This is a genomic window from Paenacidovorax caeni, assembly GCF_001298675.1.
GTDB lineage: Bacteria > Pseudomonadota > Gammaproteobacteria > Burkholderiales > Burkholderiaceae_C > Paenacidovorax > Paenacidovorax caeni.
The window spans coordinates 67,733-88,144 of sequence record NZ_CYIG01000011.1 but is presented as its reverse complement, the minus strand read 5'-3'; the positions used below and the strand labels follow the sequence as shown (position 1 = coordinate 88,144).

Genomic DNA, 20,412 nt, shown 5'->3' with positions numbered 1-20,412 from the left:
CGCATGCTGGCCGAGTTGGCTGCGGTGCTGATGCGCCGCGATGACCTGGCACGCTTTCTTCGCCCTGTAGCCGATGAGCGCCAGCAGTGGCTCGCCGCCCTGGTCACGCGCAGGCGCCAGTTGCTGACCATGCTCAATTCCGAGCGCCAGCGGCTGCAAATTACGCCCCGTAAGTTGCACCCCAGCATCGAGGCCATCGTGGCAGCGATCAAGGCACAGCTCGATGATCTGGAGAGGCAGATGGTGGGCCATGTGCGCGAGCACTTCGGTGAGCTCGATGGGCTGCTGCAATCGACCAACGGCATCGGCCCGGTGGCCAGCGCAACGCTGATTGCTCAGTTGCCCGAGTTGGGCAGACTCAACCGCCGCGAGATCGCCGCCCTGGCGGGCGTGGCGCCCGTGGCCAATGACTCGGGTAACAGGAAGGGGCGACGCAGGGTGCAGGGTGGGCGCTTTGAGATACGGCGTGTGCTGTACATGGCCACGCTGACTGCAGCGCGCTACAACCCAGTCATCCGGGCGTTCTACGAGCGTTTGAGGGCTGCGGGCAAACTGCCCAAGGTCGCCTTGGTGGCATGCATGCGCAAGCTGCTGACCACGCTCAACGCAATGGTCAGAACCGGCAAACCTTGGGACCCGTCGCTTCATCGTGCTTGACTTTGAAGACGGTTACTCAGGGGGTGCTTCAATTCTCGAACGTCAACCGCAGCGTGCACAGTCCATCCGCGTTGCTGCTGGCGCGCGCGCTGTGGGCCGACTGGCTGACCAGGTAGCCGGCCATCTGCAGCTCGGCCTCGGTGCTGGCCATCAGCTCCTCGGCCGAGGGGGGCTGCTTGGCCAGCGGCAGCAGGCCGCCGCGGTAGCGCACGATGAGCGTGAAGATGTATTCGTCGAAACCCGTCTCCACCTCGATCTCGCTCAGCGGGCCCGCCACCAGGTGGTGGCTGGTCAGGGCTTCGACCACCTGCCAGCCCACCAGCTCGGCGCGCCGCACGGGCTCGTGGCGCGCGCCCCAGAGTCTGCCCTGGCTTTCGAGAAATTCGGTGATGTCGTCCAGCGTGGTGCTGGCCAGCACGAAGCGCTTGCGCGTGCCCTGGCGGATGCCCAGGCGGAACACCGAGGACATCAGCACTGTCACGCACACCCCCGCCGCCAAGCCCGACAGCGCCACGTAGGCCAGCGCGGGCCAGAGCTTCTGCAGGGCCGGCTGGATGACCGGCATGCCCGTGCCCACCACCAGCCCCAGGCCCACGGCCAGCACGCGCCGGTTGTCCAGCATGCGCGAGGCGATGAGCTGCAGGCCGCTCAGGGTGGTGAAGGTGGCCAGGTACAGCAGCAGCGCGCCCATCACCGGCGCGGGCAGCAGCAGCCAGGCACCGATGAGCTTGGGCACCAGCGCCGCCAGCAGCAGCAGGGCGGCGGTCCAGTAGCCCAGGTAGCGGCTGGCGCTGCCCGAGGCGGCGGCCAGGCTCACGGCGCCGCCGCTGGCGGCCAGCGGCAGGCCGTTGACCAGTGCGGCGAACAGGTGCGCGACGCCCTCGGCACGCACGCCGCGCGCCAGCGGGCGCAGGTGCGGGCGCACCCAGTCGGCGTCGGCGCTGCGCTGCACGATGGTCTGCGTGCCCATGGAGGTGAGCGCCAGCGCAAACCCGGTCACTGCATACGGCACGATGGCCCCGGCCTCGAAGCGCCAGCCAAACGCGGGTAGCTGCGGCAGGCGCAGCCAGGGCAGCGCCTGCCAGGCCTGTACCTGCTCGGGCAGCAGCCCCAGCAGCAGGCTCAGGGCCATGCCCATCAGCAGCCCGGCCAGCGGCGCCAGCAGCTTGAGCAGGCCTTTGGCCCAGACGTTGCAGCCCACCATGGTGGCCAGCGCCAGCGCGCCCGCCAGCAGCGAGGCGCCCGACAGGGGTTGGCTGTAGGCGCTGGTGCCGAACATTTGCTGCAGGCCCAGCGCACCCAGGCCCAGGCCGATGAGCATCACGGCCACGCCCGAGACCTCGGTGGTGAAGATGTTGCGCATGCGCAGGATGAGGAAGCTGAAGCCGATCTGCGTCAGCCCCACCACCCAGACCATGCCGAACACGGCGTCCAGCCCGCTGCCGGGCAGGCTGGCCACCAGGTACATGCCGGGCAGCACCGCGCCCGTGGTTTGCAGCGGGTAGTAGTAGCCCGCGCCCAGGTAGCGCAGCGCCCGTACCTGCAGCACGATGACCAGCGCCGACACCAGCAGCGTGGCCGAGGCGATGTTCAGGAACCCGCCCGGCTCGGGCAGCCCGCTGGCGCGCGCGTAGATGTCGGGGATGACCATGAGCGCGCCCAGGAAGGCGAGCTGCTGCAGCGCTAGCCCCAGCGCCAGCCGGGGGGGCAGCGGGTCGTTGACGCCGAAGGCGATGTTGTCGGGACGCCGCATGCGCCAGTCTCCCGTGGTGTCAGTCGATCACGGGCATCAGTTGCGTGCCGCCGGGCTCGGTGGCCCAGAGGTCGCCCGTATCCAGGTCGAACCACCAGCCGTGCAGTACCAGGTTGCCCGCCTCGACGCGCTCGCGCACCCAGGGGTAGGTCATGAGGTTCTTCAGCGAGCCGGCGACCGAGGCGCGCTCGACCAGCGCCGGGTTGTCCTTCAGGCGCTCCAGCGGGGCCAGCAGGGGCTGGCCCTGGGCGTCCTTCTCGGACAGCTGCAGGCGGCTGGCGTCCAGCGCCATCGACACCCAGTTGCCGATGAAGTCGCTCTGCAGCAACTGGCCGCCCGCAGCGCCCAGCATGGCCTTGATGCCGCCGCAGTGCGCGTGGCCCAGCACGATGATGTGGTCCACCTTCAAGTGGCATACCGCGTACTCGATGGCCGCGCCCGCGCCGTCGAAGTAGCGCTCGGGGTCGTAGGGCGGCACCAGGTTGGCCACGTTGCGCACCACGAAGAGCTGGCCCGGGTCGGCGTCGGACAGCAGCGTCGGATCCACGCGCGAGTCGCTGCACGAAATCACCAGCGCGGGCGGGGCCTGGCCAAGATCGACCAGGCGGCGCATCAGGTCGTTGTTCTTCTCATAGAAGCGCTTGCGGAACTGCTTGATGCCTTCGAACAGGTGGCTGATGTCGCGGCAAGCGGTGCCAGGGGCGTGCGTGTGGTCGTGGTGGGCCAAGGTGGTTTCTCCAAGGGGCGGTCGGTATGGGGGCCAATGCTGCCATGGCAGCCGGCGGAAATGGACAAATCAGCGTGGATTTTTGAAGAGCGTCAGCACGTTCTAGGTGGCCAGCTCCAGCAGCAGGACGTTGCGCAGCCCCTCGCGCCGGTACAGCAAATGGCGCAGGTAGTGGCGCATCAGGCGCAGGCCGTGGCCGCCGATTTGTGCCTCGTCCAGCGACGCGGCCAGTTGCGGCGAGGCCTGCGCCGTGGGGTCGAAGGCCTCGCCGTCGTCCTCGATGCGCAGCGCCAGGCCGCCAGGTGTCGGGCCGCAGGCCAGCCACAGCTGGGCGCTCTGGCCGTCGGCCCGCCGGGCGTGGGAGGCCACGTTGGCCAGTGCCTCATCGGCACACAGCGTGAGCGCGAACAGGGCCTTGGGCGGCCAGCCGTGCCGCTCGCCCAGGGCTTCGAGCCAGGCCAGGGCGCTGGCCACGGCCGGCGCACCGCTGCCGGGCGCCAGCCGGTCGGGCTCGGCCGTCCAGGGCGGCCAGTGGGAATCGGTGGGGGCTGCGGTCATGGCGGGTACTTTCACGCGGTCTCAGTGTTCGAAATGCAGGCGCAAAACGGACTGGCCTGCATCGGCACCACTGCCTGCGCTGGCGCTCACGCGGTCGGCCAGGTGGCGCAGCAGCAGGCCGGACATCTGCGCCAGCGCCGCATCGATGGCGCTGTCGTCACCCTCCAGCAGGCTGGCTGGCGCCGGGGTGCCGGGTGTGGCGGCAGGCAGCGGCAGCGGGGCGCCGCTGTGCAGCAGCTCCAGGTCCAGGTTGAACTCGTCGAAGCTGCCACGGATGCCGGTGACCTGGCGTGGCCCGCCCGCACTGGTGGCAATGGCCTCGGCTGCCTCCAGCGCGGCCAGCGCCGCGCGCTGCACCACGGCGCGGCGTGCCCCCCAGGCGGCGCCCCGCGTCTCGACGAAACCGGTAATGTCGGCGTGCAGCTGGGGGCTGTTGGCCTGCAGCGGCTGCGTGGCGCGCTGCCCGGTGCCAATGCGCAGCACCAGGTTCAGCACGATGACCAGGATGCCCGCCACGACGAAGCCGTCGCCTACCAGGAAATGCAGCGACTGCGGTGCGTGCTGGGCCAGTTGCGGCAGCTGCAGCAGCGCCAGCCCGGCGCTGAGCGACAGGCCCACGGCGAAGATGGCACGGCTATCCATGGCGCGCGAGGCCACCAGCTCCATGCCCGACACCATCAGAAAGCCCGCCGCGTACAGCCCCACCGCACCCAGCACGGGCTCGGGGATCAGCGTCAGCGCCATGGTCAGCTGCGGCAGGAAGGCGATCAGCGCCAGCAGCGCCGCGGCGGCGAAGCCCACCACGCGCGCCGTGGAGCGCGTGGCGTACACCAGCGCGATGTTGGCCGAGCTGACGCAGGTGGGGAAGCCGCCCAGCAGGCCCATGGCCAGGTCGCCCAGGCCGTTGGCCTTGATGCCGCTGGCCACGGCCTGCATGTTGGCGCGCTTCCAGTCGGAGTCGTCCATCTTGTCGAGCATGATGACGCTGCCCAGCATGTCCAGCTGCGTCAGGATGGCGACCAGGGCCACCGCCACCATCATCCCGGCGTCCAGGCTGAACACGGGCGCCGCCACGGTGGGCAGCGCCACCAGCGGCACGCCCTGCAGGGCCTGCGTGCCTTCGAGCCGCCCCAGCAGCGCGGCCAGCACCACGCCAGCGCCGATGGCCAGCAGCAGCGCCATGAGGCGCAGGCGCCCGCCCCAAACCGACAGCACCACGATGCCGCCCAGCGTCACCCCCGCCACCAGGGCGCTGGCGCCGTCCACATGCCATTGGCCGTCGCCCACGCCCAGGGCGTGGCGTACCGATGAAGACACCAGCGCCATGCCGCCCATGCAGATCACCACGCCCACCACGGGCGGCGGGAACAGCGCGCGCATGTGGCGCACCAGCGGCGCCATGGCCAGCGCCACCAGGCCGTAAACCAGTGCGGCCGCTGCCATGCCGCCCGGGCCGTGCGCGGCCACCAGCGCGGCGCCAAAGGCGATCATGAACGGGTTGGGCATGTGCACCAGCAGCGCGCCGCTGCCCCAGCGCCCGCCCCAGGCCTGCAATGCGGTGCAAAGGGCCATGCCCAGCAGCGTCATGGCCACCATGGACTGCGTGCCCCAGCGGTCGAGCCCGGCCATGCGCGCCGTGACCAGCACGTAGGCGATGAAGGCCATGGCCGTGGCCGCGTGCTGCGCACCCAGTACCAGCAAGGTGGCAAGGGGCGGGCGTTCGCCAGCGGCGTACACCAGGTCGGGCGGGCGGCGCCGGATGGGCAGGGCAGGCAGGCGCAGGGCAGGCAGGGGCATGGTGCGATGGCAGCGTGGAAAGCAAAAACGCCGCGCTATCATCGCGGCGGCTTGCATTCTGCGATAAACCACGCCTTCGCCCACAGAGATTTTTTGCCATGACGATTGCCACCGAAACCACCGCTTCCGCCACCATCGTGTCCCTGCAGGGGCAGATCAACAGCGCCAACGCCACCGCCATGGAAGCACAGGTGCTGGCCATCGTCGATGGCGGTGCCCGCAACCTGGTGTTCGACTTCTCGGCGCTGGACTACATCTCCAGTGCAGGGCTGCGCATGGTGCTGGTGGTGGCCAAGCGCCTGAAGCAGGAAGGCGGCCTGTTGGTGCTGTGCGGCATGCAGCCGCACGTGCGCGAGGTGTTCGACATCAGCGGCTTCCTGGCCATTCTGAACGTCGAGCCTACGCGCGCCGAGGCCCTGGCCCGCTTCTGATTTTGCTCTCATAGTGAGAGCTAGCAGCGCTTTTCAGGCAAGCGCTGGCGTGCTTTTTATACCTAAAAAATCCAAGGAGACCCCTATGCTGCTGACGCAGGACCAGACCATGGTGCGCGACGCCGTGCGTGACTTCGTGCGCGAACAGATCACCCCCCATGCGGCCCGCTGGGACAAGGAGCACCATTTCCCGCGCGACGTGCACCAGGGGCTGGCGCAGCTGGGGGCTTACGGCATTTGCGTGCCCGAGCAGTACGGTGGCGCCGGGCTGGATTACGTGACGCTGGCGCTGGTGCTGGAGGAAATCGCTGCGGGCGACGGCGGCACCAGCACCGCCATCAGCGTGACCAACTGCCCGGTCAACGCCATCCTGATGCGCTACGGCAGCGAGGCGCAAAAGCAGCAGTGGCTGGCGCCACTGGCGCGCGGCGAAATGCTGGGCGCGTTCTGCCTGACCGAGCCGCATGTGGGCTCGGACGCTTCGGCGCTGCGCACCACGGCCACACGCGAGGGCGATGACTACGTGATCAACGGTGTCAAGCAGTTCATCACCAGCGGCAAGAACGGCCATGTGGCCATCGTCATTGCCGTGACCGACAAGGCCGCGGGCAAAAAAGGCATGAGCGCCTTTTTGGTGCCCACCAGCAACCCCGGCTACCAGGTGGCGCGTCTGGAAGAAAAACTCGGCCAGCACAGCAGCGACACGGCGCAGATCAACTTTGACAACTGCCGCATTCCAGCCGCCAACCTGATCGGCGCCGAGGGCGAGGGCTACAAGATTGCGCTGTCGGCGCTGGAGGGCGGGCGCATTGGCATCGCTGCGCAAAGCGTGGGCATGGCACGCGCCGCGTTTGAATGCGCGCTGCAGTACAGCAAAGAGCGCGAGAGCTTTGGCCAGCCCATCTTCAACCACCAGGCGGTGGGTTTTCGCCTGGCCGACTGCGCCACGCAACTGGAAGCGGCGCGCCAGCTCATCTGGCACGCCGCCAGCCTGCGCGACGCCGGCCAGCCCTGCCTGAAGGAAGCCGCCATGGCCAAGCTGTTCGCCAGCGAGATGGCCGAGCGCGTGTGCAGCGCCGCTATCCAGACGTTGGGCGGTTACGGCGTGGTGAACGACTTCCCGGTGGAGCGCTTTTATCGCGACGTGCGCGTGTGCCAGATCTACGAAGGCACGAGCGACGTGCAGAAGATCATCATCCAGCGTGCGCTGGCCTGAGAGGGCTACCGTGCCTGCAGCCCCGCCCGCAAGGCCGCAGCCAGGTCGGCGGGCAGCGACTGCACTCCTTTGACCACGCCGGGGCCGCCGCTGCGCCAGTGGATGGAAAACTGGCGGTCAGGGGCGCTCCCGCCTGGCACATAACGGGCCACGTCCACGGCCACCTCCGTACCGCCTTCGATCAAGGCCGCAGAGGACAGCAGCTTCACTGTCGGCCCCAGCTCCCGCACCGTGAGCACGAGAAGCATGTCCGATCCGGGCGGCACCGTGAATGCGGGGTGGTCCGCGTCCGCGCGGGCCACGGTGGTGGTGGGGAAGCACGCGGCACCGGCAAAAAAATCCGCCATGCCTCGCGCCGCCGCCGCTTCGCGCTGCGGCACATCCTTTTGGTCGGCCCGCCAGCGGGTCTGCCAAAGCACTGTGGCCTTCAGCTTTGACTCCGGCTGGCAGACCGGCGCCTGTCCAGCGGGTGCGGTCGTCACCGTTGTTGTGGTGGCGCATCCGCACAGCAGTGCCGCGATGAAGAGAGCCGCGCAGTGAAATAGGGTGCCCATATGCCGCTTACCGCTTGGTGTAGCAGCCCTTGCCCGCGATCGACAGGTCGGCGGAGGATTCCACCGCCTGCGCCGTGGGCAGCACGCTGGGCGTGGTGTCGCCCAGCACGCACAGGTAGGCGCCCTTGCGCGCCCACACGGTGCGGCTGGTCAGGCCCGTGGGCTGGCTCCAGGTACCCCAGAAGGCCGTGAGCCTGGCCGTGGCGCCGGTGCGGTCGAACGCCACCGTGCCCAGCGCGCCCGCGGGCGAGGTCTGCACGGTACCGGTGCCCGCGCACTGCGCGTTGCCGTACAGCACCATGCCCTGTTCGATGGCGGCGCGGGTGTTGCTCTGCCGGGCAATGCGCCACAGCGTGCGGCCCCAGGTGCCGGGCAAGACCTGTGAGCACAGCGCCATCTCCCAGTCGCCCTCGGGCAGCGCGGCCGCCTGGGTGGCGCAGGCCACCTCGACGGAGGACTGGTTGGCGCTGCCCAGCGTGCCGCTGCCGCTCTTCACCGTGCAGGCCTGCCCGGCGGGTTGCGTCTTCACGGCCACCGCATAGGCCGCGCCCGCCGCCAGTGGCGTGGCGAAGGTGAAGCCGCCGTTGGCCGAGACCGCCAGGTCGTCGCCGCCGTTGTTCTGCAGCACCAGCGCGCCGCCCGCCGCCAGGCCGCTCACCGTGCCGCCCACGCTGTAGCGTGCCGCCGGCAGATCGGCGCAGCGCACGGCCACGTCGCCCACGTTGGCCGTGGCCGTGCCGCTGCCTTGCGCCACGGCGCAGGTCTGGCCCTGCGGCTGGGTCTTGACGGTGACGGCATAGGCGCTGCCCGCCGCGATGCGGCCCGTGAAGGTGAAGGGGCCGCTGGCCGCCACGTCCAGATCGGCCGCGCCGTTGTTCTGCAGCACGAGGCGCTTGCCTTGGCCCAGGCCCGTCACGGCGCCGCCCAGCGTGAAGCCGTCGCCGGACGGCGGCGACGTGGCGTCGTCACCGCCGCCGCCGCAGGCGGTCAGCAGGCAGGCCAGGGCCACGGGCAGTGCGAAAAAGCGGGGAGCGCAAAGAGAGTGCATGGTTGCTTTCGGAGTGGAAGGGTTTACCGAAAAGCATAGAAAGCTTCTCCACGCTCGCGGTGCGCCAAACTGCCAATGGCGGGCTTGTGCCGACGGGCCGCCAGGGATTTCGACGGATGGCTGGGAAAAACCGACGAGCGCCAGGCAGCGAGGGCGGGCGCTGCCTACCATTGGCGCAAGGAAGCCACACACCATGCCCCCCATGACGCAACGATCTCCTGCTGAATGCGCCATCCGCCAGGCCCACATCCGATTCGGTTTGGTCTTCTGGGGCGGCGCGTTCCTGGCGTCGGCCGTTCTCTATGTTCTGAAAATCACGGATTTCACGGCATATGCCCGGCACGCCATGTACCTGGCGGAAAAGTTTCTGCGGTACGGATCGGGGTGGCTGGTCGCCAGCGCTATTTCTTACGCCTTGTTCCGCCTGCACCAGTGGGCGCAGCGCCGCGGGCCGGCGGAAAGTTCGCTGCCGGTGTTCATCGTGGTTGCCTTCATCATCTCGCTGGCAGCGGCGCCGGTGTGGGCCGCATGGGGCTATGCCACCCAGGCGGCGTACCAGTGGAGCAACTTCATCAACGAAACGGCCCTGGGCGCGGCCTTGTTCTTTGGCTGGTCTTGCCTGTTCATCAGCCTCCTCTTCAGTTTTGAACTCAATGACCGCGAACGCCGGCTGGCCGCTGCCCGCGAGGAAGCGCTGTCCGCCCAAATGCGCGCGCTGCGCTACCAGATCAACCCGCACTTCCTGTTCAACACCCTCAACTCCATCGCCGGGTTGATCGAGGAAGGATCGGCCGCGCAGGCCGGGCGCATGGTGCTGTCGCTCTCCACGTTCCTGCGCACCACCTTGTCACTCGACCCCCTGCACGACGTGCCCCTGGCAGACGAACTCGCGCTCCAGCAGGACTACCTCGCGATCGAGCGCGAGCGCTATTGCGACCGCATGGACTTCACCATTGACGCGCCCGCCGAGGCGCTCCAGGCGCTGGTGCCCAGCCTGCTGCTGCAGCCCCTGATCGAGAACGCCATCAAGCATGGCGTGGGCCCCTCGCTGGCGCACACCCGCATCCGCATCAGCGCCCGGCGGCGCAACGAGCGCCTATGGCTGGCGGTGGAAAACGACCTGGACGCCAACGCCCCGCGCCGCACCGAAGCCGCCGGGTTCGGCATCGGCCTGCGCAATGTGGCCGAGCGCATCCGCGTGCGCTTCGGCGAGGCGGGGGCCTTGCGCGTCGATACGGGCAGCGGCACCCATTTCCGGGCCGAGATCGAGCTGCCCTGGAAGGCCGCATGACGCCGCTCAACGTGCTGGTGGTGGACGACGAGCCGCTTGCCCGGCGGCGCGTGGCGCGGCTGCTGCGCGCGCTGCCGTGGGTCGGCGCCATCGAAGAGGCGGCCCACGTGCCGCAGGCGCTGGAACGGCTGGATCGGTTCGATGCGCACATCCTGCTGCTGGACATCCAGATGCCCGGCGGCACCGGGTTCGATCTGCTGGCCCGCCTGCAGGGCCAGCCCGCGCCGCCGGTGGCCGTCTTCATCACCGCCTTTGACGACCAAGCCCTCCAGGCCTTCGACGCCAGCGCCACCGACTACATCACCAAGCCCATCGAGCCGGGGCGCTTCCAGCTCGCGCTGGAGCGCGCCCGCCAGGCCGTAGCCCAGCGCGCCAGCGCGCAGCGGATCGCGCAGCTGCAGGAGGTCATCGCCAATCTGCGCACCGCAGCGTCGCAGCCGCGCGGCCTGGCCGAGCTGTGGGTCAAGACCCAGGGCCAGCACGTGCGCATCGCCGCCGCCAGCATCACCCGCATCCAGGCCGAGCGCGACTACGCACGCATCCACGCCGATGGCCGCGAATACCTGTACAGCGCCAGCCTGTCGGAGTTGGCGCAGCGGCTGCCCGCGCAGGACTTCTTGCGCATCCACCGCAGCACCCTGGTGCGCATCGGCGCGGTCCATCGGCTGGCGGTGGGGGCCTTCTCGTCCCTCGCGGTGGTGCTGGCCGATGGCACGGTAGTTCGGGTGGGGCGTACCTATACGGCGGAGGTGCGGGCGCGGCTGCTGGGGCGGTAGGGGTGTGCCTTTGGCGCATTTTTGCTTCTGTTTTGATAGCTTCTTGCGCTTTACGGCTGGTTCCTCCAGGCTTTTTTGATCACAAGCCCCCTTTTCCTGGCGACAGTGGGAGGGCGTGGCCGATGGGTGATGGGGTGTCGGGTCAGCAATTCCCGTTGGGGTTTTGCGTTGCGCTGCGCCGCCGCAACACGACGGTAATCTGCCCGTTGGTTTCGATGGTGGCGCGTTCCACTTCGTGGGCATGCAGGCATCCGGCCGAGCGCAGGGCCGCTGCCACGTCGTCTGGCGTCAGCGCTTCCTCGCGCATCACCTGAGCGTTGACTACACCGCCTTGCACCAGCACGCGCGGGCGCCCGTCTATCCAGCGCCCCAGGCGCGGAAAGCGGTAGCTCAGCCGGGCGATCAGCGTGTGGCACAGCAGCAGCGTGGCGGCGGAAATCAGCCCGCCCACCAGCGAGTTGTCACCCGCATTCATGGAGTTCTGCACCGCATTCGAGAGGATGAGCAGCAGCACCAGGTCGAACGGTGCGTACTGCCCCACCTGCCGCCGCCCGGTGACGCGCAGGAACACCAGCAGGAAGGCATAGACCACCAGCGCGCGCACGACGAATTCCCACCAGGGGACGCTCAGGGCCAGCATGGCTCCTCCTCTGTGGCGCCGCGGTGGCGGCGCATGGTGTTGCGGTCCGGCTCAGTCATCCCGGCGCACCTGTGCCTGCAACTGCCGCACCAGCGGCTGCGGCAGGCGCAGGTCCAGGTCGGCCAGGCGCTGTTTGACCAGGATGTCCGGCACCTCGAACAGATGGGCCAGCTCCTGCAGGCTTTCGGCGTGGCCCTCGGTCAGGGTGAACTGCAGCACCTGCGTCGGAATGAGCAGGCGCAGCGCGAAATCGTTGGCTTCGCTCTCCATGCGCAGGCTGTAGTCCACGTGGTAGCTTTCCGACACCATGATCTCGCGGCGCATGCCGGGGCGCAGGTGGTGCAGCGCGATGTGGCCCAGGGCGTGCGCCACGCCGTAGCGCTGGCGCATGAAGCTGTGCGAGGCATTGATGGTGATACGCGCCTTGCGCTGACGCGAAATCTCCAGCACCGCGCAGGCCGCGCCGGTGTCCCCCACGGCCACGGCGATGCCCATGGCCTTGGCGATATGTGCCAGGTTGACGGGCACGGACTGGTCCCAGTGGGTGTTGAGAATGCCTTCCGCGAACAAGCTCATGGCCCAGATTATCTGTGCCGTGCAGCGCGGGTGGGTTTGCCGCAATTGGAGCAGCGAAAACCACGGTGACAAAATGGTGACACGCATTCCCCCGATGGGCTTTCAACCATGACCGCTTCCACCCCCGCACCCTCGCCTTCTGTGGCTCCCACTGCCACCACTACTCCCTCTTCCGCGCCCCGGCGCAAGCGCGCCCAGCCGCGCACCGTACGGCAGGGCGATACCCTGCCCACGCTCAGCCCCAAGGCCTTACCGCGCCACGCCCAGGCCGAGGCCACGCAGGCGGCACAGGGGCGGCGCCTGGCGGTGGTGCAGGCACTGCTGGAGCGCGATGCTGTGCCGTCGCAGCAGCGCGCGGCCGCCTTGCGCGCCCTGATTGAGGGCGCCTCGGAGGACGACCGCCAGATGCTGCGCCAGGTGCTGCTGGGCAGCGAGGAAGGCAGCGAGACGCCGCTGTTCAAAGGCCATCCCGACGATGAGCTGGCCGACGACTGGCGCGAGGGCGGCTACCCCTACAAGCACCTCATGCGCCGCGCCACCTACGAGGCGCAGAAGTACAACCTGCAGGTGGAGCTGCTCAAGCTGCAGGCCTGGGTGAAGGAGACCGGGCAGCGCGTCGTGATCCTGTTCGAGGGGCGTGACGCCGCGGGCAAAGGCGGCACCATCAAACGCTTCATGGAACACCTGAACCCGCGCGGTGCGCGTGTGGTGGCGCTGGAAAAGCCCAGTGAGGTGGAGCGCGGGCAGTGGTACTTCCAGCGCTACATCCAGCACCTGCCCACGGCGGGCGAGATCGTGCTGTTCGACCGCAGCTGGTACAACCGCGCGGGCGTCGAGCGCGTCATGGGCTTTTGCTCCGACGCCGAGTACCACGAGTTCATGCACCAGGCGCCCGAGTTCGAGCGCCACCTGGTGCGCAGCGGCATCCACGTGGTCAAGTTCTGGTTCTCCGTCACGCGCGCCGAGCAGCGCCGGCGTTTCAAGGAGCGCGAGATCCATCCGCTGAAGCAGTGGAAGCTCAGCCCCGTGGACCTGGCCTCGCTGGATAAGTGGGATGACTACACCCGCGCCAAGGAGGCCATGTTCTTCGAGACCGACACGGCCGATTCGCCCTGGACCGTGGTCAAGAGCGATTGCAAGAAACGCGCGCGCCTCAACGCCATGCGCTACGTGCTGCACAAGCTGCCCTATGCCAACAAGTCGCTCAAGGCCATCGGCAGGCTCGACACGCTGATCGTCGGCAGGGCGCACGGCTAACCAGTCCGCGACGTGCCGCGGGTTCTGCAAGAATGGCGCTCTTTGCTGAACCCTTGGGGGGCTTTTCCATGTCGTCTCGTCGCGCATTCATCCACCGAGCCAGCGCGCTCGGCCTGCTGCTGCTGGCAGCGCACCAGCGGGCGCTGGCCGTGTCGCTGTCTCAGCTGTCCAATGCCGACGCGGCCAGCGGCGTCAAGGCGGCGCTGGCGCGCGGCGCCGAGGTGGCGGTGGATCTGCTGGGGCGCACCGACGGCTTTCTGGGCAACCCGCAGGTACGCATCGGCCTGCCGGGGCAGCTTGAAGACGCCGCCAAGCTGATGCGCCGCTTCGGCCAGGGCCAGCGCATCGACGAGCTGGTCACCACCATCAACCGCGCCGCCGAGACCGCTGTGCCCATGGGCAAGGATCTGCTCGTGGGCGCCGTGCAAAGCATGAGCGTGCAGGACGCGAAGAACATCCTCACCGGCGGCGACACCGCCGTGACGCAGTTCTTCGCCAGCAAGACGCGCGCGCCGCTGGGCGAGCGCTTTCTGCCCGTGGTCACCCAGGCCACCGACAAGGTGGGCCTGGCGCAGCAGTACAACGCTTTCGCCGGCAAGGCTGCCGGTCTTGGCCTGCTCAAGCCCGAGGACGCCAATTTGCAGCAGTACGTGACCGGCAAGACGCTGGATGGCCTGTACTTCATGATCGGCGAGGAAGAGCGCAAGATTCGCAAGGACCCGGTGGGCACCGGCAGCGCCCTGCTGCAAAAAGTCTTTGGCGCGCGATGAGCCGCCGCCCACCCGCCGAGACCGCTTGCCCCTGCGGCAGCGGCGCGCCCCTGGTGGCTTGCTGTGGGCGCTTTCTGGAGGGCAAGGCGGATGCGCCCGATGCCGAGCGCCTCATGCGCTCGCGCTACAGCGCCTTTGTGGGCGAGCGCGGCGACTACCTGCTCGCCACCTGGCATGCGTCACGCCGTCCCCCCGCCATCGACTTTGACACGGGTGCGAAGTGGCTGGGCCTGGAGGTGCGCCGCCACCAGTCCACGGGCCCGGACAGCGCCGAGGTCGAGTTCGTCGCCCGCTGGCGCGTCGGTGGGCGCGCCGTGCGCCTGCACGAGTGCAGCCGCTTCGTGCGCGAAGGCGGGCGTTGGTACTACGTGGACGGCGATCAGTTTTGATGCAAATCGGCCTCTAGACCTTGCCTGTTAAGCGCAAGCAGCTATTTATTGAATAGCAAACTCAGGCCGTATCTTCTTCGCTCTCCCAGCGCAGCGCGGCAATGTCGTGCACGAAGATGGGGTAGTGCATCCACACCCCGCGCAGTCCCTTGCGCACCACGGTGCCAACCTGCGAGGCGTACAACCAAGCGTTGACCGCATCCTCGGCCAGGTGGCGCTGTAGCTGGGCGAACAGGCGCGCACGTTCGCGTGGGCTCTCGGATTGCGCATGGCGCTGCACCAGTTGCCGGAAGGCTGCGCTGTCGTAGCCGAAGTAGTAGCCCGGGTCGGTGTAGATCGGGTAGTCCAGCGGCTCCACATGGGTGATCAGCGTCATGTCGAAGTCGCCCTTGAACGGGCCTGCCAGCCATTGCGCCCATTCCAGTGGCCGGGGCTCCACCGTGATGCCTACGCGCTCCAGGTCGGCCGCCAGCACTGGCCCACCCAGGCGTGCGTAGGGCGGTGGCGGTAGCGCCAGCGACAGGCGCAGCGGCGCCGATCCCAGCGCTTCGCGCAGCAGGGCGCGGGCGCGGTCCGGGTCGTACGGGTAGCGGTGCGCCAGGTGCACGTAGCCAGGGTCGGAGGGGGAGAAATGGCTGCCGATCACGGTGCCGCGCCCCTCGAATACGGTGCGGATGAACGCCTCGCGGTCGATGGCGTGCGTGATGGCGCGGCGCACGCGCAGGTCGGCCAGCGGTGCGCGCCGGTGGTTCAGTGCCAGCAGGCCCTTGCTGCTGGAGGTGCCCAGCAGCAGTTGGTAGCGGCTGTCGGCCACCAGGCCACGCACCGAGTTGGTGGCGAAGTGCAGGAACAGGTCCATCTCCTCGCCGTGCAGGGCTGCTGCCTGCGCCTCGGGCGTGTAGAGGAAGCGGAATGTCGCGCCGCGCATGTACAGGGTTTTGGCGTGGCGGTAGGTGCTGGCCGGCTCCAGCGTGATGCTGTGGCCGCGCTGCCACTGTTGCACGCGGTACGGGCCGGTGCCCACGGGCGCGGTGGCAGCGGCGCCGGCACTCGCCGGGCTGAGGATCACGGCCGTGTTCTCGCCCAGGCGGAAGGGTAGGTGCGCGTCGGCATGGTGCAGCCCCAGCACCACGGTGTGCGCGTCGGGCGTGGCGATGTGCGCGATGTTGTCGAACAGCGTCTTGCGCGCCTTGTTGGTCGAGCCGGGCGCGCGTGCGCGCTCGAAGCTGAAGCGCACCGCTGCGGCGTCGAAGGGCGTGCCGTCGTGAAAGCGCACGCCCTGGCGCAGCTGCAGCGTGCAGGTGCGTTGGCGCGCATCCATCTGCCAGCGCTGCGCCAGCAGAGGCGCCACGCTGCCGTTCTCCTCGATGCGCGTCAGGCCCTCCAGCACGTTGTAGTGCACCACCTCGCCCACGGCGGCCGAAGCGGCCATGGTCGGATCCAGGCTGTCGGGCTCCAGCGACAGGTTGATGACCACCCAGCGCTGGTGGGCGCGCTGCGCTGCCCCGGCCAACGCGGGGGCAGCGGCCAGGGCCAGGGTGTGCGCCAGGTAGGCGCGGCGCGTGAGAGGCCAGGAAAGTGCGGAATGGCGCATGGCGGAGCCCGAAATTGCGACAAAATGAAACTACATCGTAGCCAAAACTGCATTTCATTCCCGGCCCAGGGCCGGTCGCCCCTATGCCTGCGCCCGCCGTTCCAACCCGTTTGCGCGCCCACCGCTGGGCGTGGTGGCTCTTGGCCGGGCTGGTGCTGGGACTGCTGCTGTCCATGGCCTGGGGCGCGCGCAGTGTGTACCAGCAGCGCGAGCAGCGCTACCACCACCAGATCGAGGGCGGCTTGCGCGCCATCAGCCTGTTGCAGGTGCGCAACGTGGCCGACTGGCGCCGCCAGCACATTGCCGATGCGGCTGCCCTGACCGATGACGGCCTGTTCGCCCAGGCTGCGGCGCGCTGGCACGCCGCGCCCAGCGAGGCGCTGCAGGAGCCGCTGCGTGAACGGCTGCGCAGCTTCGTCGAGCATGGGGGCTATAGCGCCGCCTTCTGGGTGGATGCTCGGGGAGCCCTGCGGCTCGGGCCGCAGGGAGCGCTGCAAGGCACGCTGGCGCCGCCCGAGCAGCAGGCGCTGCGCCAGGCGCTGGCCCAGGCTGAGCCGGTGGCGGTGGAGCTGCACCGAGATGCCGCCTTTGCCTTCGCTATTTTTGGCGTGCTCGCGCCCGTGTTTGATGGCGATACCCCCCTGGGCGCGGTGTGGCTGGTGAGCGATGCGCGCACCCAGTTGTTTCCCCAGGTTGAGACCTGGCCCAGTGCCAGCCGCTCGGCCGAGTCGCTGCTGGTGCAGCGCGATGGTGACGGACTGGTGTACGTGAGCCCGCTGCGCCACCGTAGCGACGCGCCCCTGAGTCTGCGCCAGGCCATCGTGCCGGGGCGCGACGTGGTGGTGCAGGCCGTGGCGGGCGCGCGCGGCGTGGTCTACGGCAGCGACTACCGCGGACAGGAGGTGCTGGCTTTGGTCAGCGCGGTGCCGGATTCGCCGTGGGTGCTCGTGTCCAAGCTCGACGTGGACGAAGCCTTCGTCGAGGCCCAGCGCGGCGAGTGGCTGGCCCTGGCGCTGCTGGCCAGTCTGGCGCTGTTGTCCGGGGGCTGCGCCGCTGCCGCGTGGCAATGGCGGGCCTGGCGGCGCGAGCGTGGCCTCAAGCTGGCGCTGGAGCGCAACATGCGCTGGCTCGACAGCGCGCAGAAGGCCGCCAGCGCCGGCTACTTCGCCTACGACGCGGAGCACCAGAAGTTCTTCATGTCCAGCATGGCCCACGCCATCTTTGGGCTGCCGCCGCAGGAGTACATGACGCTGCAGCAGTGGATGGACATGGTGCACCCCGAGGACCGCGCGCATGTGCTGCAGGTGCACGCCGACGCCATCGCCGCGCGCACCCCGCTGGGCATGCAGTACCGCATTGTGCGTGCCAGCGACAGCGCACAGCGCTGGCTGCAGGTGTGGGGTGAATACGGCGACGGCACCGATGCCGATCCGCTGCGCATGACGGGTACGGTGCAGGACATCACCGAGCGCAAGCAGGCCGAGCAGCAGCTGGCGCGCTACCGCGATGCGCTGGAGGAGCGTGTGCGCCTGGATCCGATGACCCAGGTGGCCAACCGCCTGGCCCTGGGCGAGGCCATGCAGCGCGAGTGGGAGCAGGCGCGGCTGCGCGGCATGCCGTTGGCGCTGCTGATGATCGACGTGGACTATTTCAAGGCCTACAACGACCACTACGGCCACGTTGCGGGCGACCGCTGCCTGCAGCGCGTGGCCCACGCGCTCGCCGGCGCGGTGCAGCGTGCGGGCGAGGTGGCGGCGCGCTATGGCGGCGAGGAGTTCGCCGTGCTGCTGCCCGATTCCGACGAACTGCGGGCCGTGGCGGTGGCGCATCGCCTGCGCGAGGCCGTGCGCGAACTGGCGCTGGAGCACCAGGCCAGCCCGTGTGGCGCGCAGGTCACCATCAGCGTTGGCGTGGCCTGCGTGCGCCCGGCCGATAGCCAGCCGCAGGAACATGCGCAGACCACGCTGTTCCAGCAGGCCGACGAGGCGCTGTACCGCGCCAAGCAGGCCGGGCGCGACCGTGTGGCGCTGTATGGCGCCGATGTGCAGGCCGGGCCACCGCCGGAAGCTGCCCAGCAAGGGTGAGCGCAGCGTGCCCTTGGCTCACCGCGCGCTGCGCTCTAATCGGGCCTGGCACCGCATTCCCCTTCTTTTTCCTTTCCGCATGACATTCGAAGCCATCTTGTTCGACTGCGACGGCGTGCTCGTCGACAGCGAAGCCATCACCAACGGCGTGCTGTGCGCCATGCTCAACGAGGCCGGCTGGGCCTTGTCCGCGCAGGAGTGCATGGAGATCTTCATTGGCAAGACCGTGCGCAGCGAGGCCGCGCGCATCGAGGCCCATACCGGACGGCCACTCACCGACGATTGGATGGCCGCCTTTTATGCGCGCCGCAATGCGCGCCTGCAGGCTGAGCTGCAGCCCATCGAAGGTGCGCTCGACGCCGTGCGCGCCGTGCACGCGCGGCTGCAGGGGCGTATTGCCTGCGCCTCGGGGGCCGACCGGCACAAGGTGGAGATGCAGTTGCACCAGGTGGGCATGGCGCCGTACTTTGCTGGGTACGTGTTCAGCGGGCACGAAATGCCGGCCACCAAGCCTGCGCCGGACGTGTACCTGGCCGCCGCCGCAGCCCTGGGCGTGGCGCCCGCGCGCTGCCTGGTGGTCGAGGATACGGTGACCGGCGTCACCGCGGGCGTGGCCGCCGGCGCCACCGTGCTGGGTTACAGCCCGGGTGGGGCGCAAGGGGCCGGGCACGGCACGCCCGCCGCGCTGCGTGCGGCGGGGGCAGTGGACATCCTGCCCCACATGGCCGGCCTGCCTGCCTGGCTGGAGGCGCAGGGGTGCTGAGCGCCTGGCTGCGCCGTGCGGCGCTGCTGGCGTGTGCCGCGCTCCTGGCCGGTTGCTCGTCGCTGCGGCCCTGGATCAACGAGCCGCTGCACGGCGGCGAGCCCCCCTCCATGCGCCTGGCCGACGGGCGCGACCCGAGCATGCTCATGGCCGTGACCCTCTCGGGCGGCGGGGCGCGCGCGGCGGCCTTTGGCTTCGGCGTGCTGAGCGAGCTGCGCGACACCGAGTTCGCCTGGGACGGCCGCCGCCTGAACCTGCTGGACGCCACCGACGTGGTCAGCGGCGTGTCGGGCGGCAGCATCATCGCCACCTACTACGCCGTGCACGGCGCCGAGGGGCTGCCGCGCTTCGAGCGCGACTTCCTGCGCCAGGACTTCCAGCGCAGCCTGGTCAACCTGGCCCTGCTGCCGGCCAACATGGTGGAGCTGAGCTCGCCCTGGTTCGGCCGCACGCACCTGCTGGCGCGCCAGCTCGACGCGCTGTACGGCGGCATGACCTTCGGCGACCTGGAAAAGCGCCCGCGCCAGCCGCAGCTGCTGGTCACGGCCACCGACCTGTCGCGCGGCACGGCGTTCGAGTTCTCGTGGGACCAGTTCTTGCCCATCTGCTCGGATCTGCGCAGCGTGCCGCTGTCGTTCGCGGTGGCGGCATCGTCGGCCGTGCCGCTGCTGCTCAGCCCGGTCACGCTGCACAACTACGCGCCGCAGTGCCCGCCGCCGGTGGACCTGGTGCGGCCCACGCGCACCGCGGCGCGCGATGCCAACCCCGCCAACTACCGCGCGCGCATGTTCCGTTCGCACGTGCGCAGCTACCTGGACGCGGACGCGCGCCCCTACATCCACCTGGTCGATGGCGGCCTGGCCGACAACCTGGGCGTGGTGCGCCTGCTCGACCGCTCGCTGGCCGATGGCGGCCTGCGCGCCAGCATGCGCGACATGGGCCTGCCGCCCGGCACCATCCGCAAGCTGGTGCTGGTGGTGGTCAACTCCGAGCGCGACCCGTCGGAGAACATTGACCGCATGGACACCGTGCCCACCACCTGGCAGGTGGTGGACCAACTGCTGTTTGGTGCCGGCGCGCGCGCCACGCTGGAGACGCAGGAGTTCCTGCGCGACATCACGCAGCAGTGGCGCAACGAGCTGTCCCGCGCTGCGCAGGATGGCACCGACGCCTTCGCCGCCAATGCCGAGCTGCACGTGATCCAGGTGAACCTGCGCGACGTGAACGACCCGCACGTGCGCCGCCGCCTGCTGCAGGTGCCCACGGCGTTCACCATCGCACCCGACGAGGTCACCCAGCTCATCGAGGCGGGCCGCCGCGTGCTGCGCCAGTCGCCCGACTACCAAGGGCTGCTGCGCTCGCTGGAAGATGTGCAGCGGGTGCGGTAGGGGGCATCCCCCTGAGCGGCTTGCGCCGCTTCCCCCTTCTCTCTACGCGCTTCGCGCTAGGGGAAGGGGGACGACGCCAGCGCGGCGGGGCGGCCCTTGCGCGGCGTCTGCTGGGCTGGGCCGCGCTTGGGCGTGGCGCTTGC

At 69.4% G+C, this 20,412-nt stretch carries 20 protein-coding genes; 11 read left to right on the top strand and 9 right to left on the bottom strand.

Annotated elements, in window-relative coordinates:
- The coding region (locus BN2503_RS07105; protein WP_054255961.1) for an IS110 family transposase at positions 1-657 on the top strand (657 nt) is incomplete at its 5' end.
- Between the two features lie 28 nt (positions 658-685).
- Here the strand turns inward: BN2503_RS07105 and BN2503_RS07100 are convergent.
- The 4 genes from BN2503_RS07100 to BN2503_RS07085 all read right to left on the bottom strand — a co-directional run bounded on the left by BN2503_RS07100 (position 686) and on the right by BN2503_RS07085 (position 5,492).
- A complete protein-coding gene (locus BN2503_RS07100) occupies positions 686-2,410 on the bottom strand; it encodes a solute carrier family 23 protein (protein ID WP_054255953.1) in 1,725 nt (574 codons plus the stop codon).
- 19 nt (positions 2,411-2,429) lie between these two features.
- The gene (locus tag BN2503_RS07095) at positions 2,430-3,137 is read right to left on the bottom strand and encodes a carbonic anhydrase (RefSeq protein ID WP_199445245.1); all 708 of its coding nucleotides are present in this window, start codon (positions 3,135-3,137) and stop codon (positions 2,430-2,432) included.
- A 102-nt stretch (positions 3,138-3,239) separates the two neighbouring features.
- Complete coding sequence (locus BN2503_RS07090; RefSeq protein WP_082366520.1) at positions 3,240-3,695, bottom strand: ATP-binding protein; 456 nt, start codon at positions 3,693-3,695, stop codon at positions 3,240-3,242.
- A 21-nt stretch (positions 3,696-3,716) separates the two neighbouring features.
- A complete protein-coding gene (locus tag BN2503_RS07085) occupies positions 3,717-5,492 on the bottom strand; it encodes a solute carrier family 23 protein (RefSeq protein ID WP_054255952.1) in 1,776 nt (591 codons plus the stop codon).
- A gap of 98 nt (positions 5,493-5,590) precedes the next feature.
- Between BN2503_RS07085 and BN2503_RS07080 the strand changes: the two genes are divergently transcribed.
- Together BN2503_RS07080 and BN2503_RS07075 are read left to right on the top strand one after the other, a co-directional pair.
- Complete coding sequence (locus BN2503_RS07080; RefSeq protein ID WP_054255951.1) at positions 5,591-5,923, top strand: STAS domain-containing protein; 333 nt, start codon at positions 5,591-5,593, stop codon at positions 5,921-5,923.
- 85 nt (positions 5,924-6,008) lie between these two features.
- On the top strand, positions 6,009-7,139 hold the full coding sequence (locus tag BN2503_RS07075) for an acyl-CoA dehydrogenase family protein (RefSeq protein ID WP_054255950.1): 1,131 nt from the start codon (positions 6,009-6,011) through the stop codon (positions 7,137-7,139).
- 5 nt (positions 7,140-7,144) lie between these two features.
- Here the strand turns inward: BN2503_RS07075 and BN2503_RS07070 are convergent, their stop codons facing one another.
- Entirely contained in the window at positions 7,145-7,621 is a 477-nt protein-coding gene (locus BN2503_RS07070; protein ID WP_148639735.1) for a hypothetical protein, read from the bottom strand.
- 79 nt (positions 7,622-7,700) lie between these two features.
- Positions 7,701-8,741, bottom strand: coding sequence for a hypothetical protein (locus BN2503_RS07065; protein ID WP_054255948.1), 1,041 nt, complete (start codon positions 8,739-8,741; stop codon positions 7,701-7,703).
- Between the two features lie 202 nt (positions 8,742-8,943).
- Here BN2503_RS07065 and BN2503_RS07060 point away from each other — a divergent pair, with 202 nt between their 5' ends.
- Positions 8,944-10,032: a sensor histidine kinase gene (locus BN2503_RS07060; RefSeq protein ID WP_233495021.1), complete on the top strand. Its 1,089-nt coding sequence runs from the start codon at positions 8,944-8,946 to the stop codon at positions 10,030-10,032.
- Entirely contained in the window at positions 10,029-10,808 is a 780-nt protein-coding gene (locus BN2503_RS07055) for a LytR/AlgR family response regulator transcription factor (RefSeq protein ID WP_054255946.1), read from the top strand. Before BN2503_RS07060 ends, BN2503_RS07055 begins: the two co-directional genes overlap by 4 nt.
- 142 nt (positions 10,809-10,950) lie before the next feature.
- On the opposite strand, the gene BN2503_RS07050 is transcribed toward BN2503_RS07055, so the two are convergent.
- Both BN2503_RS07050 and BN2503_RS07045 read right to left on the bottom strand, forming a co-directional pair.
- Positions 10,951-11,448: a DUF421 domain-containing protein gene (locus BN2503_RS07050; RefSeq protein WP_054255945.1), complete on the bottom strand. Its 498-nt coding sequence runs from the start codon at positions 11,446-11,448 to the stop codon at positions 10,951-10,953.
- Between the two features lie 51 nt (positions 11,449-11,499).
- The gene (locus BN2503_RS07045) at positions 11,500-12,024 is read right to left on the bottom strand and encodes an ImmA/IrrE family metallo-endopeptidase (protein WP_158447345.1); all 525 of its coding nucleotides are present in this window, start codon (positions 12,022-12,024) and stop codon (positions 11,500-11,502) included.
- 108 nt (positions 12,025-12,132) lie between these two features.
- Here BN2503_RS07045 and ppk2 point away from each other — a divergent pair, with 108 nt between their 5' ends.
- The 3 genes from ppk2 (at position 12,133) to BN2503_RS07030 (ending at position 14,440) form a co-directional block, all read left to right on the top strand.
- Positions 12,133-13,281 (top strand): polyphosphate kinase 2, encoded by a 1,149-nt coding sequence (gene ppk2, locus BN2503_RS07040; protein WP_054255943.1) that lies wholly within the window; start codon positions 12,133-12,135, stop codon positions 13,279-13,281.
- Between the two features lie 68 nt (positions 13,282-13,349).
- A complete protein-coding gene (locus BN2503_RS07035; RefSeq protein WP_054255942.1) occupies positions 13,350-14,051 on the top strand; it encodes a DUF4197 domain-containing protein in 702 nt (233 codons plus the stop codon).
- The gene (locus tag BN2503_RS07030; protein WP_054255941.1) at positions 14,048-14,440 is read left to right on the top strand and encodes a YchJ family protein; all 393 of its coding nucleotides are present in this window, start codon (positions 14,048-14,050) and stop codon (positions 14,438-14,440) included. Before BN2503_RS07035 ends, BN2503_RS07030 begins: the two co-directional genes overlap by 4 nt.
- Before the next feature lie 61 nt (positions 14,441-14,501).
- On the opposite strand, the gene BN2503_RS07025 is transcribed toward BN2503_RS07030, so the two are convergent.
- Complete coding sequence (locus BN2503_RS07025) at positions 14,502-16,034, bottom strand: ABC transporter substrate-binding protein (RefSeq protein ID WP_054255940.1); 1,533 nt, start codon at positions 16,032-16,034, stop codon at positions 14,502-14,504.
- An 83-nt stretch (positions 16,035-16,117) separates the two neighbouring features.
- Here BN2503_RS07025 and BN2503_RS07020 point away from each other — a divergent pair, with 83 nt between their 5' ends.
- The 3 genes from BN2503_RS07020 to BN2503_RS07010 all read left to right on the top strand — a co-directional run bounded on the left by BN2503_RS07020 (position 16,118) and on the right by BN2503_RS07010 (position 20,269).
- Complete coding sequence (locus BN2503_RS07020) at positions 16,118-18,118, top strand: sensor domain-containing diguanylate cyclase (protein WP_054255939.1); 2,001 nt, start codon at positions 16,118-16,120, stop codon at positions 18,116-18,118.
- 79 nt (positions 18,119-18,197) lie between these two features.
- Positions 18,198-18,881, top strand: coding sequence for an HAD family hydrolase (locus BN2503_RS07015; protein ID WP_054255938.1), 684 nt, complete (start codon positions 18,198-18,200; stop codon positions 18,879-18,881).
- Positions 18,875-20,269 (top strand): patatin-like phospholipase family protein, encoded by a 1,395-nt coding sequence (locus BN2503_RS07010; protein WP_054255937.1) that lies wholly within the window; start codon positions 18,875-18,877, stop codon positions 20,267-20,269. Before BN2503_RS07015 ends, BN2503_RS07010 begins: the two co-directional genes overlap by 7 nt.
- The last annotated feature ends 143 nt before the right edge of the window (positions 20,270-20,412 follow it).

What these genes read in the sequence shown, in the direction of transcription:
- BN2503_RS07080 (WP_054255951.1), top strand. Translation starts at nt 5,591, where the DNA reads ATGACGATTGCCACCGAAACCACCGCTTCCGCCACCATCGTGTCCCTG.
- BN2503_RS07015 (WP_054255938.1), top strand. Translation starts at nt 18,198, where the DNA reads ATGACATTCGAAGCCATCTTGTTCGACTGCGACGGCGTGCTCGTCGAC.
- BN2503_RS07075 (WP_054255950.1), top strand. Translation starts at nt 6,009, where the DNA reads ATGCTGCTGACGCAGGACCAGACCATGGTGCGCGACGCCGTGCGTGAC.
- BN2503_RS07090 (WP_082366520.1), bottom strand. Translation starts at nt 3,695, where the DNA reads ATGACCGCAGCCCCCACCGATTCCCACTGGCCGCCCTGGACGGCCGAG.
- ppk2 (WP_054255943.1), top strand. Translation starts at nt 12,133, where the DNA reads ATGACCGCTTCCACCCCCGCACCCTCGCCTTCTGTGGCTCCCACTGCC.
- BN2503_RS07020 (WP_054255939.1), top strand. Translation starts at nt 16,118, where the DNA reads ATGCCTGCGCCCGCCGTTCCAACCCGTTTGCGCGCCCACCGCTGGGCG.
- BN2503_RS07035 (WP_054255942.1), top strand. Translation starts at nt 13,350, where the DNA reads ATGTCGTCTCGTCGCGCATTCATCCACCGAGCCAGCGCGCTCGGCCTG.
- BN2503_RS07045 (WP_158447345.1), bottom strand. Translation starts at nt 12,024, where the DNA reads ATGAGCTTGTTCGCGGAAGGCATTCTCAACACCCACTGGGACCAGTCC.
- BN2503_RS07085 (WP_054255952.1), bottom strand. Translation starts at nt 5,492, where the DNA reads ATGCCCCTGCCTGCCCTGCGCCTGCCTGCCCTGCCCATCCGGCGCCGC.
- BN2503_RS07100 (WP_054255953.1), bottom strand. Translation starts at nt 2,410, where the DNA reads ATGCGGCGTCCCGACAACATCGCCTTCGGCGTCAACGACCCGCTGCCC.
- BN2503_RS07065 (WP_054255948.1), bottom strand. Translation starts at nt 8,741, where the DNA reads ATGCACTCTCTTTGCGCTCCCCGCTTTTTCGCACTGCCCGTGGCCCTG.
- BN2503_RS07025 (WP_054255940.1), bottom strand. Translation starts at nt 16,034, where the DNA reads ATGCGCCATTCCGCACTTTCCTGGCCTCTCACGCGCCGCGCCTACCTG.
- BN2503_RS07060 (WP_233495021.1), top strand. Translation starts at nt 8,944, where the DNA reads ATGACGCAACGATCTCCTGCTGAATGCGCCATCCGCCAGGCCCACATC.
- BN2503_RS07050 (WP_054255945.1), bottom strand. Translation starts at nt 11,448, where the DNA reads ATGCTGGCCCTGAGCGTCCCCTGGTGGGAATTCGTCGTGCGCGCGCTG.
- BN2503_RS07055 (WP_054255946.1), top strand. Translation starts at nt 10,029, where the DNA reads ATGACGCCGCTCAACGTGCTGGTGGTGGACGACGAGCCGCTTGCCCGG.
- BN2503_RS07030 (WP_054255941.1), top strand. Translation starts at nt 14,048, where the DNA reads ATGAGCCGCCGCCCACCCGCCGAGACCGCTTGCCCCTGCGGCAGCGGC.